Origin of the sequence: Pikeienuella sp. (genome assembly GCF_046290545.1) — a bacterium.
Classification (GTDB): Bacteria; Pseudomonadota; Alphaproteobacteria; order Rhodobacterales; family Rhodobacteraceae; genus Pikeienuella.
This window is the reverse complement of sequence record NZ_JBKAGV010000002.1, coordinates 10,804-29,871: the sequence shown is the minus strand read 5'-3', so window position 1 is coordinate 29,871 and position 19,068 is coordinate 10,804. Positions and strand designations below refer to the sequence as shown.

At 69.9% G+C, this 19,068-nt stretch carries 1 protein-coding gene; it reads right to left on the bottom strand.

Features of this window, described 5'->3' with window-relative positions; genetic code table 11:
* Positions 1 to 42: 42 nt before the first annotated feature.
* Entirely contained in the window at positions 43 to 19,047 is a 19,005-nt protein-coding gene (locus tag ACE37J_RS00525) for a beta strand repeat-containing protein (protein WP_409705354.1), read from the bottom strand.
* Between the last annotated feature and the right edge of the window lie 21 nt (positions 19,048 to 19,068).

Below are 19,068 nucleotides of genomic sequence, written 5' to 3'. Positions count from 1 at the left end.
AAGGACGTCGCCTTGCAGGGGCCGCGCCCGCCAGCGCCGGCCCTACGCTGTCAGCAACATGTCGAACACGAACTGATCCTCGGTCAGGTCCGCGGCGGAGAGGCCTTCGAACGGCCTCAGCCGCACGATCTCGCCCGGTTCGCCGCGAACCGTGATCAGCCCGCCCGCCTCCGATATGTCGAGATCGTCGAAGCCGCCGACGCCCCAGGCCGAGACGTCGATCACATCCTCGCCCGCCGCGAAATCCGCGATCACGCCGCCGGCGCCCTCGCCGATCACGAACCGGTCCGCGCCGCCCTGGCCGAAGAGAGTGTTGAGCCCGCTGTCGTTCACGATCACGTCGTCGCCGGACCGGCCGTAGATCGTCTCGCTTCCGAAGGGCTCCGTTCCGGTCACGGTCAGGTTCCGGACGGGCGCGAAGATGAAGTTCTCCGCGGAGAAGTCCGCGGCCGATAGACGGTCGCCCCGCTCGTAGTGGAAGCTCAGGTTCCCGCTCGCCGCGTCGAGGATCGTGACGAGCGTCGCGCCCTGCGCCTCGTTAACCCGGTCGAAGATTGTGAGCTCCGCGAAGGACTGGACGCCCCAGGCCGATACATCCAGCTTGTCCTTCGCCGCGTCGAAGAGGCGGAACTGGTCGCCCTCGCCATCGCCGAGAACGAAGGTGTCCGCTCCGGCCCCGCCGACATAGACGTCCCGCCCGGCGCCGCCGTCGATGATCGCGCCGCCGGGGGGCGCCACGAGCCTGTCGCCGCCCGGCCCGCCGACGATCACGGGCCGGTCGTCATCCCCGACGCCCGTGATCGTGACAATGACCTCCGCCGTGCTCTCCGCCCCGCTTCCGTCCCGGATCGTGTAGAAGAAGCTGTCCGTCGCGGTCTGGCCCGCCCGGAGATCGTCGAACGCTCCGTTCGGATCGTAGGCGAAGGTCCCGTCGCCATTGTCGGTGACGAGCCCGAGCGCGCCCGCCGCGCTGACGTCGACGATCTCGAACATGTCCCCGTTGTCGGGGTCGAAATCGTTGGCGAGCACATCGCCGGTGGCAAAGCCGCCGTCCGCATTGGTGGAGAACGCGTCGTCCACCGCGACGGGCGCGTCGTTCAGGCCCGAGATCGCGATGGTGGCCGAGGCGGTGAAGCTCGCCCCCGCCCCATCCGCGACGGTGAAGCTGAACGCCTCGTCGGCGACGACGCCCTCGGCCAGGAAGTCGTAGTTCCCGGCGACCGTGAGCGACAAGGTCCCGTCCTCGTTCGCCGACAGCACGGCGCCGGAGCCGAAGGTCACGCTGATCTCGCCCGCCGTCAGCGCCTGGCCGTTGATCGCGGTCAGCCGCAGCGTATCGCCATTGTCGACGTCCGCAGCGCCCGAAGCGGCGATGAGGTCGCCCGCGAGGTCGGTCTCCTCGTCGGTCGTGAAGCTGGCGTTTCCGCCCGTAGGGGTGTCGTTGAGGCCGGTGATCGTGACAATGACCTCCGCCGTGCTCTCCGCCCCGCTTCCGTCCTGGATCGTGTAGAAGAAGCCGTCCGTCGCGGTCTCCCCGGCGGCGAGGGCCTCGAAGGCGCCGTTCGGATCGTAGAAGAAGGTCCCGTCTCCATTGTCGGAGACGAGCCCGAGCGCGCCCGACGTGTCGACGCCGACGATCTCGAACATGTCCCCGTTGTCTGGGTCGAAATCGTTGGCGAGCACGTTGCCGGTGGCAAAGCCGCTGTCCTCGTCGGTCGAGAAGGCGTCGTCCACCGCGACGGGCGCGTCGTTCAGGCCCGAGATTGCGATGGTGGCCGAGGCGGTGAAGCTCGCGCCCGCCGCATCCGCGATGGTGAAGCTGAACCCTTCCATCTCGCCGGCGCCCTCGGCAAGGAAGTCGTAGTTCCCGGCGACGGTGAAGGAGAAAGTCCCGTCCTCGAGCACGGTCAGTTCGGCGCCAGAGCCGAAGGTGAGGGTCAGTTCGCCCGCAAGCAGAGCCTGGCCGTTGATCGCGGTCAGGCGCAGCGTATCGCCCGTGTCCGGGTCCGCAGCGCCGGACGCGGCGATGAGATTGCCCGCAAGATCGGTTTCCTCGTCGGTCGTGAAACTCGCGTTTCCGCCGGTCGGCGGGCTGTTGGCCCCGGCGATGGTAATGACGATCTGCGCCTCGTCGACGCCGCCGTTCCCGTCCGACACCGTATAAGTCGCTTCATCAGTCGACGTCTCGCCGGCTCCGAGGAAGTCGAACGCGCCGTTCGGATCGTAGGTGAAGGTCCCGTCCTCGTTCATCGTCAGCAGCGCGCCCGAGGCGAGGAGGACCGGCCCGTTGAGCGGCGCCCCCTCGATCGCGATGACGCGGAGTATATCGCCCGCGTCGACGTCCGAATCGTTGGCGAGCGCGGAGCCCGCCACCGTGTCTTCCCTGGTTGTGGCGACCAGATCGTCCACCGCCACGGGCGCGTCGTTTGCGCCCTCGATGGTGATTGTTACGCTCGCCGTGTCGAAGCCGCCGTTGCCGTCGGAGATGGTGTATTCGAACCCGTCCGTCCCCATGACGCCCGCGGCGAGGGTTTCGAACGCGCCGTTCGGGTCGTAGGTGAACGATCCGGTCCCGGTGACGTCGAGGAGCGCGCCCGAAGCGAGGGTGATCGTCCCCGAAAGCGCCGCGCCGTTCACCGCCGAGACGAAGATGACGTCGCTGTCGTCGACGTCGTCGTCATTCTCCAGCAGGAGGCCGCCAGCGGCGGAGTCCTCATCGGTCACGACCGCATCGTCCGCTGCTTCCGGGGCGTCGTTCACGCCGGTGATGGTGAGGGCGATCTCGGCGCTGTCCTGCCCGTCGAGCCCGTCGGAGATCGAATAAAGAACCGTATCGGTCGCCGTCTCGCCGACGGCGAGGAAGTCGTAGGCGCCGTTGGGGTCGAAGGCGAAGGTCCCGTCCGGGTTGACCGTCAGGAGCGCGCCGGAGCCAAGCAGGATTTGCCCTGCGAGCGGCTGGTTGTTGACGCTGTCCACGAGGAGCACGTCGCCGACGTCCACATCCGTGTCGTTGGCGAGAAGGTCGCCCGTCAGGATGCTGTCCTCGTCCGTCGTGAACGCGTCGTCCCCGGCGACGGGGAAATCGTTGCTTCCTTCCACGGTGATGGAGACGGTCGCCGTCGCGAAGCCGCCGTTCCCGTCCGTGATCGTGTATTCGAACCCGTCGAGCGCCACCGCCCCGAGGCCGAGCGACTCGAAGGCGCCGTTCGGGTCATAGTCGAAGGTCCCTTCCGCGTTGACGGTCAGGAGCGCGCCGGAGGCGAGCAGGATCGGCCCGACGAGTGCCTCGCCGTTGACCGCCGCGACCGTCACGACATCGCCCTCGTCCACGTCGTCGCCGTTAACGGCGAGCGCGACGATGAGTTCCGAGAGAACGCTGTCCTCGTTCGCGGTGAACGAGAGATCGTTCGCCTCCGGCGCATCGTTCACGCCGGTGATGGTGAAGAAAATCTGCGCCTCGGCGACGCCGCCGTTCCCGTCTTCCACCGTGTAGGAGAAGTCCTCCATCGCCATGGCGCCGACGCCGAGGCGCTCATAGGCGCCGTTCGGATCGTAGGTGAAGGTCCCGTCCGCGTTCATCGTCAGGAGCGCGCCGGAATTGAGGAGGATCGGCGCGCCGGTCAGCGGGTCGCTGTTCACCGCCGTGACGCGCAGAACGTCTCCCTCGTCCACATCCAAGTCGTTGCCGAGCACAGCGCCGGAAACCGGGCTGTCCTCATCCGTCGTGAAGCTGTCGTCGCCGGCGACCGGCGCGTCGTTCACGCCTTCGATCGTGATCGTCACGCTCGCGGCGTCGAAGCCGCTCCCGTCCGTGATCGTGTAGCTGAACCCGTCCGTCGCTTCGGCGCCGGCGCCGAGCGCCTCGAAGGCGCCGTTCGGATCATAGGCGAAGGTGCCGTCCGCGTTGACGGTCAGCAGCGCGCCCGAGGCGAGCGTTATCGTCCCCGCAAGCGCCGCGCCGTTGACGGCCGTCACGGTCAGGGCGTCGAGATCGAGATCGCTGTCGTTCGCCAGAAGATCGTCGAAGAGCGTGCTGTCCTCGTCCGTCGTGAAGGCGTCGTCCACGGCGACGGGAGGGTTTCCGTCCGCCGGCGCCGTCAGCGTGATCGTCACGGCTCCGACGTCGCTCACCGTTCCGTCCGAGAGCGTGTAGGTGAAGCCGTCCTCCACCGTATCGGCGCCGCCGATGACGAGGCCGGCGCCCGAAGCGTCATAGGTGAACGAGCCGTCCGCCAGCAGCGTCACCACCGCGCCCGAGGCGAGCGTGACGGGCGTTCCGAGCCCCGCCGGGTCGCCGTTGATCGCGACCACGGCGAGGACGTCGTTCACGTCCGGGTCCGTATCCGGCCCGGCGCCGTTGTCAGCCAGAACATTGCCGGCAAGCGGGGCGTTGACCGGGATGGTGAAGGCGTCGTCCGCCGCCGCCGGCGCGTCGTTCGCGCCCGCGACCCGCACTGTGACGGTCGCCATGTCCGTCGCGCCCGAAAGGTCCGCGATGGTGTAGGCGAAGCTGACGTCCCGCGTCTCCCCGGCGCCGAGGAACTCGAAATCCCCGTCCGGATCGAAGTTCAGCGCCCCGTCCGCCCCGACCGTGACGGCGCCGCCGCCCGCGAGGTCGAGCCGCGCCCCGACATTCGCCGCGACGCCGTCTACCGCGACGACGGAGAGGACGTCCCCCGCATCGACATCGGCGTCCGCGCCGAAGCCGTTGTTCGCCAGCACGTTGTCCGAGACCGGCGCATCCTCCAGCGCGGCGATCACGTCATCCCGCGCGACCGGCGCGTCGTTCACGCCGGCGATGGTCACGGTCGCCGTCGCCGTGTCCGTGAGCCCGCCCGGGTCGCTCGCCGTGTAGGTGAAGCTCTCCGTCGCCGAGGCGCCGGCGGCCAGCGCCTCGAAGGCGCCGTTCGGGTCATAGGCGAAGGTTCCGTCCGCGTTCAGGGTCAGGCGCGCGCCGGAAGCCAGGGTGACCGCCTGGCCGACCGCGCCCGCCGCGCCGTTCACCGCCGTGACGGTCAAGGCGTCCCCGTCCGGCTCCTGGTCATTGCCGAGCACGTCGCCGGAGACCGCACTGTCCTCGTCCGTCGCGAAGGCGTCGTCCACCGCGTCCGGCGCGTCATTCGCGCCGGCGACGGAGACCGTGACCGTCGCCACGTCCTCCGCGCCCTGCGGGTCGCGGATCGTGTAGGTGAAGCTGTCCGTCCCCGTCTCGCCTTCGCCGAGCGCGTCGAAGGCGCCGTTCGGGTCGTAGGCGAAGGTGCCGGAAGCGTTCAGCGTCAGTGTCGCGCCCGAGGCGAGCAGGATCGAGCGGCCGATATCCGCCGCAACGCCGTTCACCGCGGAGACGACGAGCGCCGCCGTCTCGCCGCCGTCGACGTCGAAATCCGCACCCGCGCCGTTATCCGCCCGCACGTCGCCCGAAAGCGTCCCGTTCTGCGTCACGGAGAAGGCGTCGTCCTGCGCGTCCGGCGCGTCGTTCGCCCCGTCGATCACGAAGCGGAGCGCGCCGAGATCGGAGCCGCCCTGGCCGTCTCCCACCGTGAAGGCGACATCGTCGAAGCCCGTGTCGTTCGCGCCGAGGCTTTCGAAGGCTCCGTTCGGATCATAGTCGAAGGAGCCGTCCGCATTCAGCGTCAGGCGCGCCCCGGAGGGCAGGAGGACCGCCGCGCCGACCGCGAGTGTCGAGCCGTTCACCTCCGTGACGCGCAGCACGTCTCCCGCGTCCACATCCGTGGAGCCCGCCAGCGCGGCCCCTGCGCCGCCGGAAACAGCCGGGCCGTCCTCCGAGACGTCGACCGTCACGAAGCCCGCGTCCGGATCGTCGTTCACGCCTGTGACGGTCACCGAGACAGCGCCTTCGTCAGAGCCGCCGTTTCCGTCCGAGATCGTGTAGGTGAAGCCGTCGAGCGCCGAGGCGCCGACGCCGAGCGCCTCGAACGCCCCGTTCGGGTCGTAGTCGAAGCTCCCGTCCGCGTTGAGGCGGAGCGTCGCGCCGGAGGCGAGCGTGATCGTCTGGCCGACAGAGGCGGCCGCGCCGTTCACCTGCGTGACCGTCAGGGGGTCCGCATCCGGGTCCATATCCGGGCCGTTTCCGTTGTCGGCGAGGACATTGCCGGAGAGCGCCGTCTCCTCGTCCGTCGTCACCGCGTCGTCGGCGGCGACGGGCGCGCGGTTGCCGATCTCATTGACGATGGTCACGGTCGCCTCGTCGAAACCGCCGCGACCGTCCGAGATGCGATAGGCGAAGGTCTCCTCCCCGCCATCGGGGAAGGCGCCGTTCGGATCGTAGTCGAAGGTCCCGTCAGCGTTCAGCGTCAGCAGCGCGCCGGAGGCGAGCGTGACCTGCTGGCCGACATCGGCGTCGGAGCCGTTCAGTTCGACCACGGTCAACGTATTCTGCGCGTCCACGTCGACGTCGTTGGCGAGGACGTTTCCTGAGATCGGGCTGTCGTCGCTCGACGTGAAGGAATCGTCCGCGGCGACCGGCGCGTCGTTCTGCCCGTCGATGGTGAGGAAGACGGTCGCCGTGTCGCGCAGCCCCTCGTCATCCGCGATGGCGTAGGTGAAACTGTCCGTTCCGTTCTGGAAATCGGCCAAAGACTCGAAGGCTCCGTTCGGCTCGTAGACGAAGGAGCCGTCCGCGTTCAGCGTCACGAAGGCGCCGGAAGGCAGGGCGATGCGCTGGCCTACATTCGCGTCGACGCCGTTCACGGCGACGACCGTCAGCGGGTCCCCGCCCGGGTCCCTGTCCGCGACCTGGGAGGTGGGCGTGATGACGTTGTTCGCGAAGCTCGCCGCGTCCTCGCTGACGGTGAAGGAATCCGGGTCCGCGATCGGCGGCGCGTTCAGCACCGTCACCTCGAACGTGTCGACCTCCACCGCATTCGCCGCTCCGGAATTGTCGTCCACCGTCACCGTGACGGTGAAGAGACCCTGCGGGCCATAGACATGGTTGATCGTCGGGTTCGGCTGCGCGGAGTTGAAGACGACCGGGGCCGAGCCGTCGCCGAAATCGACGGTGATCGTCCGCACGTCCGGGTCCGGGTCGCCGATGGCGAGCTGGCGGGTGAAGAGCCCGCCTTCCAGCGCGTCAGCATCGCCGCCCGCCTCCAGCGCCGGCGCGTCGTTGACCGGGGCCACGATGATGTTCGCCACCACGACGTCGGGCGAGAAGGAGAGGCCGTCGGAGCCGGTCCAGAGGAAATCGTCCGTCCCGAAGAAGTCCTGCCCGCCGAGATAGACGAGATCGCCATTGAGGAGCTGCGCGCGGCTGATCTCCAGCCCGGGAACGACCGGGGAGCCCGCGAGGGTGAGCGCGCCCTGCGTCGGCAGCGTCTCGATCCGCACGAATTGCAGCGCCTGCCCGTCCGGATCGACGAAGCCGGCGTCGAAGACGTCGGCGCCGAGCACGATGGGTTCGTCCTCGTTCCCCTCCGCCGAGACGGGGGAGATCGTCGGCGCCTCGTTGCCGAAGACGCGGTAGAAAACGCCGTCCGAGGAGCCGTCGCCGGCCGTGCCGGAGGTCTGCGAGGTCCAGGAGACGACGAAGCCGCCGCCAGGAAGACCCGTCACCGCCGGCTGGTCCTGCGTCCCGCTCGTCTCGGTGTTCACGACGAACTGCCCGTCCAGGCGCGAACCGTCGGCGGCGTATTGCTGCGCGACGACCGCACCGCTGGAGCCGTCGATCGCCCCGAACCGGTCCGTCCAGACGATGACGAACCCGCCCGTGTCGAGCGCCGCGACGTCCGGCTGGTCCTGCGTAGAGATGCGCTCGTCATTGACGCGGAACTGGTCGCCCCGCGCCGCCCCGTCCGGCCCGAAGATGCGGGCGAAGACGCCGATGCCGGAGCCGTCGAGCTGGCTGTCCGTCCAGACCACGATCAGGTCGCCGTTGGCGAGGGTCGCGATCTCGGAGACGCGCTGGTCTTGCGCCGTCACGAAATTGAGCTGGATCTCGCCGCCTGCCGGCGCGCCGGTCGCGTCGAAGCGCTGGCCGAATATTCCGTTGGCCGAACCGTCCGCCGTCGGGTTCGTCGCGGCGCCGTTCGATTGCGATTGCCACGAGACGAAGAAGCCGCCGTCATCGAGCCGGGTGACCGAAGGCTCGCCCTGATCGAAGAGCGTCTCCGTGTTGACGATGAATTCTCCGCCAAGCGGCGCGCCCGCCGCATCGTAGAGCCGCGCCGCCACGCCGCCGCTGGAGCCGTCGCCCGAACCGGCGGAGGTCTCCGCCCGCCAGACGGCGACGAAGCCGTTCTCGAGCGCGACGATCTGCGGCTGGCTCTGGGTCGAGGAGGTAAGCGCGTTCAGCGCGATGTCCGCCGCGTCGAGCGGCTGCCCGTCCCCGCCGAAGCGGCGGGCGTAAACGCCCGTGCCGGAGGCGTCAGGCCCCTCGAAGGTGACGACGAAGCCGTCGCCGAGCGCGGCCACATCCGGGTTGGTCTGGTTCCCCGCCGTCGTCGCGTTGATGCGGAACTCGTCCGTCACGCCAGAGGCGAGGGGCGTTCCGTCCCGCGCCGTGGGGTTGCCGAGCGCGTCGAAGCGCTGCGCGAAGACGCCGCCCGAAGCGCCGTCCTGCGCTTCCGAGCGCCAGACGATGACGAAGCCGCCATCGGCCAACGTCGCCGTCGCGCTGTCGTTCTGCGCGCCGTCCTCGAACGTGTTGACCTGCCGCTCGCCGCCGAGCGGCGTCGCGCCGTCCGGCTCCGCATCGATGCGGACGCGGACGAGCACCGGGTCGGATGCGCCGCCGTCTCCGTCCGTGATCTGGATGCGGAGGAGCCGTTCGGGCAGCGGATCGTCGGACAGGTTGCGATAGGTGAGGTTCTCGACAAGGAACTCGACGATCTCCGCATCGGCCGCGGCCGTGAGATCCAGCCTGAACGGCCGGCCCGCCTGCCCGTCGTTCCCGAGGGTCGCGACAAGCGCGCCGTCCACCCGCACCTCGTCCCCGAGGATCGAGAGGCGCGGGCCCTGCCGGAGGCCGAGCGCGTCCTGCGTCAGGTCGTCCGGCGGGTTGATCTGGTCGATCAGCGGCGCCGAGGCGATGATGTTGGAGACGAGGATCGAGCCGCCCGCGAAATCCGCGCTGTCCGGGTCGGAAACCGCCGCCGCGCCGTTCGCGTCGATGAGCTGCGGCACGCCGTTTACGGTGTTCTCCGCGTAGACGACTTCGGCGTTCACGCCGTCGAGCACAGGCGCCCCGTCCACCGGGAATTCCGCCGGGTCGCCGATGATCCGGCTGAAGACGCCGCCGCCCGAACCGTCGCCGGCCGGGCCGGACGTTTCCGAACGCCAGACGGCGACGATGGCGCCGTTCGACAAGGCCGCGATGTCCGGCCGGTTCTGCGTGCTCTGCGTCTCGACATTGGCCTGGATCGCATCGTCGATCCGCGATCCGTCCGCCGCATATTGCTGCACGCGGATCTCGCCCGAACTGTCTCCGGAGCCAAGGCCGACGAAGGAGAAATCGGTATAGGCGATGGCGAAGCCGCCGCCGGGGAGCCCGATGGCGACGGGTTCGTTCTGCGTGCTCTGCGTGAGTTCGTTGACGAGGAAATTCCCGCCGACGAAGCCGCCATTGGCGTCGAAGCGCTGCGCGATGACGCTGGTTGCACTGCCGTCGCCGATGTCGGAGGCGAAGGCGACGACATAGCCCTCCGCCGTGGCTGCGATGCTCGGCGCGAATTGCGATTGGCGCACCACGTCGTTCACCAGCTGCGGAACGCCGATGGCGGAGCCGTCCGCCGCATAGGCCTGGATGAAGACGCCCAGGTCGAAGTCGCCCGGATTGTCGAGGTTCGTCCCCGTGTAGACGACCGCGAAGCGCCCGTCCTCCCGAACCGCCGCCGCCGGGTCGGTGAGCTGGGAAAAGCCGTTCGGCGGCAGCGGAATCTCGAACGGCAGCCCCTGCGCGCCGCCGGCTTCGTTGTAGCGCTGGCCGGAGATCGCGCCGGAGCTCGCCTGGCTGACGACGATGAAGCCAGTCCCCGCCGCGGCCACGACGGGGTTCGCCGCGTTGAAGGCGCCCGCCGGGGTGACGTTGATCTCGCCCGACACGGGCGCGCCGTCCGCGCCATAGATCCGGGCCACCGCGGCCGGGAAGGCGTTCTGCTGGATCTGCTGGCTGAAATCCTCCCAGACGACGACGAAGCCGCCATTGGCGAGCCCCGTGACCTTGGCGTCGAACTGCGCCGATGTCGTCGTCACGTTCACGAGGAACTCGCCGCCCACCGGCGCGCCCGAGGCGTCGAACCGCTGGGCGAAGACGCCGCGATCATTGTCTCCGGTCGCGTCCTGGTTGGTCGATGTCCAGACGACGACATGGCCGCCGTCGGCGAGCCCCGCGACCGAAGGTTCGCCCTGTTCGCCCGTGGTGAAGCTGTTCACCTGCCTTTCGTCGCCGATCGCCTCGCGACCGTCGGTCTCCGGCGCTATCTCGATCTCGATCAGTTGGCGAACCGAGCCGCCCGCGCCGTCCGTCGCCTCAAAGGAGACAAGGCGCGTCGGGGCCGGATCGTCAGAAGCGTTGGAATAGGCGAGGCGCTCGATCACCGCCTCCACGGCGGCCGGCGTGGCATCCGCGTTGAGTCGGATCGCCAAGGTCGCGCCCGCCGTCGCGACGCCGGAGACGATCTCGCCCACCGCCACGCCGCCGACGCTCACGACCGCCCCCGTAACGGTCACGCCGCCGCCGGGGAGGAGCGTGAAGCCGTCCTGCCCGGAGCCGTCCGGCGCCGGGAAGTTCGGCCCCGTCTCCGGCGTCGCCAGAACGGTGAGGCGAATCTCGCCGCCCGCGAGGTTCGCGCTGTCCGCGTCGCCGAAGGCGATGGCGGGGAAGAGGAGGGCGGGGCCGGCGTTCACCGCCGCCTCGTCGAGCGAGACGATCTCCCGCAGGCCGGCGACTTCCGGATCGGCGGAGGGCGCCGTCGCCGAATAGACGCGCTGGATCACGCCGGCGCCCGAGCCGTCCTGGCCGTTGAACCCGATCCACGTCGCCGCGAAGTCGTCACCCGCGAGTGGGGCGAGGGAGACCCCGCTCACGCCGAACTGCGCGGAGACGGGAAGGCGGAACTCGTCGTCGATCCGCCCGCCATCCGCGCCGAAAACCTGCGCGAAGGGGAAGCTGCCGTTGAAATAGCCGACGACCCACCCGCCCGTCTCGAGCGGGACAATCGCGGGCTCGGACTGGGTGCCCGATATCGTCTGGCTCACCCGCTCCTCGCCGCCCACCGGCGCGCCCGCTGCGTCATAGCGCTGCTGGAAGACGCCCTGGCCCGACCCGTCGAGCCCCGAACTGTCCGTCCATGCCACGACGAAACCGCCATCGGCGAGGCCGGCGACGACGGGGGCGAACTGCCCCGCCGCCACAGTCGTGTTGACCGGGAGTTCCGCGCCGACCTTCGCCCCCGCCGCGTCGAAGCGCTGCGCGAAGACGCCGGTGCTGAAGTCTCCCGGATTGTCCTGATTGGTCGATTCCCACACCGCGACGAAGCCGCCGTCGGCAAGCGCGGCGAGTTGGAGATTCGCCTGCGTGCTGGCGATCTCGGCGGAGGCGAGCGCCGAGGCGCCCTGCGGCGCGCCGGAAGCGTCAAACAGGCGATAGAACACGTCCTGGTTGAACGCCGTCCTGGTCCCCGATTCCGACCAGCCCGCGACGAACTCCCCGCCCGATAGCGCCGCAAGCGCCGGCTGGAACTGCGTGCCCACCGGCTCGTCATTCAGCAGGATGTCGCCCGAGAGCGCGGCGCCGTCATTGGCGAAGAGGCGCCCGAAGATCGCCGAATTGAAGTCTCCCGCCGCGTCGCCGACCGGGTTCGCGCCGCTGTTGTCGTTCCAGGCGACGACGAACCCGCCCGCGGCGAGGCCGGTCACCACCGGGTCGAACTGGTCCCCCGGCCGGTGGACGTTGACGAGGATCTCCCCGCTCGTCGGCGCGCCGTCGAGCCCGTAGGTCTGCGCGAAAATTCCGCGGTTGAAGCTCTGGTCGTTCTGGTCCTGGTTCGTGCTCATCCACACGACGACATGGCCGGCGACATTGCCGGCCGCGTCGAAGAGCGTCGCCATCGCCGGCTGCGTCTGCGTTCCCTCTGTGAAGCTGTTGACGATGGTCTCCGGCCCGGCCGAGACGGTCAGGTCCGTCTCCGGCGTCACCTCGACGGTGATCGGGATCGTGCCGGTCGAGCCGCCGTCCCCGTCCGTGATCTGGAGCCCGAAATCGCGCGTCGCATCCGGCGCGTCGGAGGCGTTGGAATAGCCGAGCCGGGCGATGAGCGCCTCGACACGCGCCGGGGTCGCCCCGGCCGTGAAGACGATCTCAAGCGGCGCGCCGCCCTGGCCGTCCCGCACGATGGTCCCGATCGCGACTCCGCCGACGCTGACCGCGCCTCCGGAGATCGAAACGCCGCCGCCCGCAACGATCCCGACGCCATCCTGCGCCGGGCCGTCGAGCGGGCCGAGCTGCTCGTCATTCGTGTTGACGTTCGGCTGGCGGAAAAGGAGGAGCGAGCCGCCTTCGAAATCCGCCGAATCCGGGTCGATCACCGCGACCGCGCCGTTCGGCGCGAGAAGCTGGAGCCCGGAATTCACCGCCGCCTCGTCGAAGACCGAGACCGGCTCGAACCCGGCGACCGCAGGCGCCCCCGCGCCCGCCGGAGGGGCGGGGAGGTCGATCAGCCGCTGGAAGACGCCAGAGCCGCTGCCGTCTCCCGCCGGGCCGGATGTCGCCGAAACCCAGATCGCCGCTACGGCGCCGTTCGCCAGCGTGGTCAGGGCGGGCTGGTTCTGCGTGCTCTGCGTCTCGACATTGATGAGGAATTCGTCGGTCGTCGCCGCGCCCGTGGCGTCGAAGCGGCGGGCGATGACGGCGCCCGAGCCCTGATTGGGAGTCTCCACCGGATTGGAGCCGAAATCCGTCCACGCGACGAGAAACCCGCCGTCCGGCGTGGCGGAGACCACGGGCTCGAACTGGCTTGACGCTGTGAACTGGTTGACCGCGACTTGCCCGCCGACCGCGGCGCCCGAAGCGTCGAAGACCTGCGCGAAAACGCCGATGCCCGAAGCGTCCGGCGATTGCCAGACGACGACGAAGCCGCCGCCATTCAGCGCCGCGGCCTGCGCATTGTCCTGCGTCCCGGTCGTCGTCGAATTCACCAGTCGCTCGTCCGCCCCGGCGGCGAGGCCGTCAAAACTGCGGAGCGAGCCGTCCGGCGCCACGCGCTGGGCGAACACGCCGGCGCCGCTTCCGTCCGCGCCGCCCTGGTCGGTCCAGGTGACCACGACATCGCCATTGGCGAGCGTCGCCGCGGCGGGGTCGAACTGGTTGCCGCTCGTCGTCGTGTTGATCTGGAACTCGCCGCCGGCCGCCGCGCCCGAGGCGTCGAAGACCCGCCCGAACACGCCGCCGCTTGATCCGTCGCCCGCGCCGCCCGAGCTCTCCGATCTCCAGACCGCGAGGAAACCGCCGCCGCTCAGCGGCGTCAGAACACCTTCGCCCTGGGTGGAGCTTGTCTCCTCATTGATCCGGAACGCTGCGCCGGCCCGTGCGCCCGACATGTCGAAGACCTGCGCGAAGACGCCCTGTCCGGAGCCGTCCCGCCCGCTGGACTCGGTCCAGGAGATCACGAACCCGCCCCCGGCGAGCCCGGCCGCGGCGGGGCCGAACTGGTCGCCCGCCGGAATGTCGTTCACCCGGAATTCCGGCCCGACCTCCTTGCCCGCCGCATCGAAGCGCTGCGCGTAGACACCCCGATTTCCCGTCTGGTCGTCCTGGAAGGTCGATTGCCAGATGACGACATAGCCGCCGTCCGCAAGCGGCGCGGCGGTCGGCGTGTCCTGCGTCGAGGTCGTGAAGGTGTTGACCTGAGATTCCGCGATGTCGCTCTGCGGCGCCGTCTCGATCAGGTGGAACTGCGTCGGCGCGCTCGTCCCGTCGCCGTCCGAAAGGTCGAGCCGGATGCGGATCGCCTGATCCGGCGCCGTGCTCCGGTAGCCGAGCGCGCCGAGCAGCGCCTCCACCGCCTCGGGCATGGCGTTGGCGGAGAGGAGAATCTCGAAGGATGCGCCCGCCAGGCCGTCGGAGACGATCGTTCCGACGGAGACGCCGTCCACCGTCACGTCGGTCCCGGAAACCTGCACGTCGCCGCCGCCGAGATCGCCGGGGATCAGCCCCAGCGTCTCGACCGCCGCGCCGCCGAAGCTCGTCGGCGTCAGCGTCGTTCCGTTGAAATTGCCGCGCTCCGCGACCGCGAGGGTCAGCCGGCCACCGGCGAAATCCGCCGAGTCGAGGTCCGCGACGGCGACCGCGCCGTCAAGGTCAATCCGCGCGAGGCCGGTCGCGAAATCCGCCGGATCTATGCCGTCCGCCGGCTCGAAGCCTTCGATGACCGGCGCCGCGCCTGGCGTGAAATCCGCCGGGTCGTCGAAGATGCGCTGGAAGACGCCCGAGCCCGAGCCGTCCCCGGCGGGGCCAGACGTGTCAGACCGCCAAAGCGCCACGAAGCCGCCGTCCGGCAGCGCGGCGAGCGCCGGCTGGTTCTGGGTCGCCTGGATCTGCTCGTTGATGAGCATCTCCCCGTCCACCCGCGCGCCCGAAGCGTCGAAGCGCTGCGCGAAGACGCCGGAATTGTCGCCGGCGCCATTGCCGTTCCAGCCGATGACGAAGCCGCCATCGGCGAGGGCGAGCACCGCCGGATCGTCCTGCGTCGAACTCCGGGTCTCGTTCACCACGAACTCGTCGCCCGCCGGCAGCCCGTCCGCCCCGAAGCGGCGGGCGGCTACGCCGATCCCCGACCCGTCCTGCCCGCTGGAATCGCCCCAGACGATGACGAAGCCGCCATCGGCGAGCGCGGCCGCCGCGGGTGTGTTCTGGTCAGAGGAGGTTTCCTGATTGACCTGGAACTCGCCGCCGAGCGGCGCGCCCGACGCGTCGAAGAGCCGAGCGAAGACGCCGGCGGAGGAGCCGTCGCCAGCGGTTCCCGACGTGACGGAGGTCCAGACGACGACAATCCGCCCATCCGCCAACGTGAGGATGACAGCTTCGTTCTGCGTGCTCGAAATCTGCTCGTTGGCGCGGATATCGCCGGTCAGCGGCGCGCCCGCGTCATCGAAAAGGCGGAAGATCACCGCGGCGCCCGAACCGTCCCCACCATTGGCAAGGCTCGCGCTCGTCGTGAAGGCAACGGCGAAGCCGCCGCCCGGGAGGCCGGTAACCGAAGGTTCGTCCTGCCGGGAGATGAGGCCCGCATTGACGCCGATCTCCCCGGTCGTCGCCGCGCCCGAGGCGTCGAAGACGCGGGCGAAGACGCCGTCGTCGAAGGAATTCGGAACGTCCTGATTGTTCGATGTCCAGACGACGACGAAGCCGCCGCCCTCCAGCGCCGCGACGTCCGGCTCGTCCTGCGCCCGCGCCGTGGTCAGGTTCACCTGCGTCTCCGGCCCCGCCAGATTCCCCTCGGAATCGTAGCGCTGGAGGAAGACTCCGCTCGAATCCCCGTCCTGCCCGGTCGACTGCCACACGGCGACCCAGCCGCCATCGGCGAGAACGGCGACCTTCGGGTTCGTCTGCTCTCCGAAGGTGAACTCGTTGACCCGGCTCTCCCCGCCCACGGGGCCGAACGCGCCCGCCTCCGGCTCCTCCCCCACGCGGATGGTGAAGCGGAACGGGTCCGCGACGGAGCCGTCCCCGTCCGTCAGCGTGATCGAATAGCTCCGCTCGTCGCGCGGATTGTCCGAGGTGTTCGCATAGGAAAGCGCGCGGATCGCCGCCTCGACCCGGTCGATGGTCGCCCCGGCGGTGAAGTCCAGGACCAGCGCCGCCGCCCCAACGCCGCCCGAAATCGCGCCGATCGCGACGCCGTCCACCGAAACGACGCCGCCCGCCACGGCCACGCGCCCGCCGGGGGCTACGAAGATCACGTCCTGGTCCGCGCCGTCCGGCGCGGTGAAATCGTCGCCGTTCTCGTCGCGCGCGAAGCGCATGACGGTGAGGCGGCCCCCGTCGAAATCCTGCGAATCCGCGTCCGTCAGGTTGATCGCGCCCGAGGGGACGAGCGGCGCGCCCGCATTCGCCGCGCCCTCGCCGATCACGATGGTCTCCGGCAGCCCTTCGATCAGCGGCGCCGCGGAGAGGTCGAAATCCGCCGGGTCGCCGAAGATCTGCTGGAAGACGCCCGAACCCGAACCGTCCAGCCCGTTCTGGTCGCGCCAGACGACGACATGGCCGCCGCCGGGAAGGGGGGCGAGGGCGGCGGAATCCTGCGTGCCGAGGACGCTCGTATTGACGATCCGCGCGCTGTCCACGCGCGTGCCGTCCGCGTCGAAGACCTGCACATGCGGGTCGGAGCCGGAGCCCGGCGCCGGGGTCGACGTGTCCGTCCAGGAGACGGCGAATCCCCCGCCCGCAAGGCCGGTCACGTCCGGCTCGGTCTGGTTGCCCGAGGTCAGGTCGTTCACCCGTATCTCGTCGCCGAGGGGCGCGCCCGTATCGTCATGGCGCCGGGCGTAGACGCCGCCCGAGGAGCCGTCCTGCCCTTCCGACCGCCAGACGACGACGAACCCGCCACCCTCCAGCGCGGCGATCTTCGCGAAGTCCTGACCGTTGGGTGTGAACTGGTTGACCTGCGCTTCCCCGCCCAATGGCAGGCCGTCCGCTCCGAAGAGCCTGAGGAACACGCCATTGCCGGAGCCGTCGCCCGCGGAGGATGACGTCTGCGAAACGAAGACGGCGGCGAAGCCGCCATCGGCGAGCCCGGCGAACCGCACGCCGTCCTGCGAGCCCGAGGTTTCGACATTGACCTGCACTTCGCCGCCGATGCGCGCGCCGCCCGCGTTGTAGGTCTGCGCGAAGACGCCGTTGCCGGAGCCGTCTCCGGCGCCGCCCGAAGTGGCGGAGGTCCAGCCGATCACGAAGCCGCCGGTGGAGAGCGCGGCGACATGGGGCGTGTTCTGCGTGGAGGAGACTTGCGTGTGCGCCTGCTCCTCCGCGACGATCACGGCGCCCGAAGCGTCATAGCGGCTGAAGAACACGCCCTGCCCGCTGCTGTCGAGCGAGGACGCATCCGTCCAGACGATGACGAAGCCGCCATCGGCAAGGCCCGCCGCCTGCGGCTGGAACTGGGCGCTCTGGGCGGTGACGTTGACCTGGAACTCGCCGCCGACGGCCGCGCCGTTCGCGTCATAGCGCTGCGCGAAGACGCCCCGGTCATTGTCGCCGGGATTGTCCTGGTTCGTCGACGTCCAGACGACGACATAGCCGCCGTCCGCCAACGGCGCCACATGGGGCGTGACCTGCTCGCCCTCGAAGAAGCTGTTGACCTGCCGCTCGCCGCGCACCGGCCCGTCCGCATCCGGCTCGGACGCGACCCGGATGGTGATGGCGACGGGATCGGCGGCGGAGCCGTCTCCGTCCTCCAGCAGGAGCGAAACGGTCGTCTCCGGCCGCGGATCGTCCGAAAGATTGCGATAGGTCAGATGCTCGACCAGCACCTCCACCGTCGCCGGCGTCGCCCCTGCGGTCAGGGCGAGGACGAGCGGCGCGCCCGCCTGCCCGTCCGCTGTCAGCGTCCCGACGACGGCGCCGTCCACGGACACGTCCGCGCCGGAGATCGAGACGCGCCCGCCCGTCTCGAAGGAGAAGGAATCCTGCCCGTCCGCATCCTGCGCCGGGAGATCGTCCTCCGCCACGCTCTGCGACAGGCGGGAGATGATCAGCCGCCCGCCGGCGAAATCTGCGGAATCCGGGTCCGAAACCGCCGCCGCGCCGTCGATGTCGAGCCTTTGCGCGCCCGCCTCGAACACGTTCTCCGCGAAGACGCGCAGCGTCGAGACGGCCTCCACCTCCGGGGCGGCGGAGGGCGCGGCGAACGTCTCCGGGTCGCCGAAGAGCCGCTGGAACACGCCGTCTCCCGAACCGTCGCCCGCCGTTCCGGAGGTGACGGAGGTCCAGGCGGCGACGATCTCGCCCGTCGGCAGAACGGCGACGGCGGGTTGGTTCTGGGTGGAGGCAACCTCCTCGTTGACGATGAACTCGTCGCCCGCGGGAGCGCCCGACGAGTCGAACCGCCTGCCGATCACGCCAGTCCCCGAGCCGTCCCCCGCGCCGACCGATGTCTGCGATTCCCAGAGCACGACGAAGCCGCCGCCGGGGTCGGCGGCGATCACCGGGGATTGCTGCGTGGAGGAAAGCTCCTGATTGACGAGAAAGGGCCCCGATACGGCGGTCCCGTCTCCCTCGAAGATCTGCGCCAGTATGCCGGTGTCGCTTGTGTCCCCCGGCGCCGAGAACTGATCCCACACCACGGCGAAGCGCCCGCCGTCGAGGCCGATGACGGAGGGATCGCCCCGGCCGTTCGACGTCCCGAGAGTGATGGCGGCGCCGACCGGAGCGCCTGTCGCATCGTGGACGCGAACGGTGACGATGCTCGAACTCGTCTCGTAGGCGGTGACGAACCCGCCGGCGGCGAGCCCGTTCGCGCCCCCGGACGGCGCGATCGCCGCGACAGCGGGCGCGAAGCTGTTCGAAGGGGCGACCGTGAACTCGCCGCCCGTCGGCGCGCCTGCATCGTCGAAGCGCTGCGCCCGGATCTCCCCGGAAGTGTCGCGCCACGCCACCACATGCCCGCCGCCCGGCAAAGCGGCGACCGAAGGATCGGTCTGGTTGCCCGCAACACTCGTGTTGACGATGTTTTCTCCGCCCACCGGCGCCCCGGCCGCGTCGTAGCGCTGCGAGACGATTCCGGAATTGTTGAAGCCCGGCTGGTCCTGGTTCACCGTTTCCCAGACGATGACGAACCCGCCATCCTCCGTCGCCGCCACATCGGGGTCGCTCTGCGTCCCCTCCCGCGTGTCGTTGACCGGCAGAACCGGGCCCAGCCTCTGCCCCTGCGCCGAGTAGAGCTGCGCAAAGACGCCGGACCCCGATCCGTCCTGATCCTGGGATTGCCAGACGATGACGTAGCGGCCGTCCGCGAGGGAGGCGATTCTCGCGCCGTTCTGCGCGCCGCTGGCAAAAGTGTTGACCGAAGCTTCCGAAGTCAGAGGAATGTTCATTCTGAAACCCTGCGCGATGAC

Coding starts and splice junctions, on each gene's coding strand:
- ACE37J_RS00525 (WP_409705354.1), bottom strand. CDS start 19,047: ATGAACATTCCTCTGACTTCGGAAGCTTCGGTCAACACTTTTGCCAGC.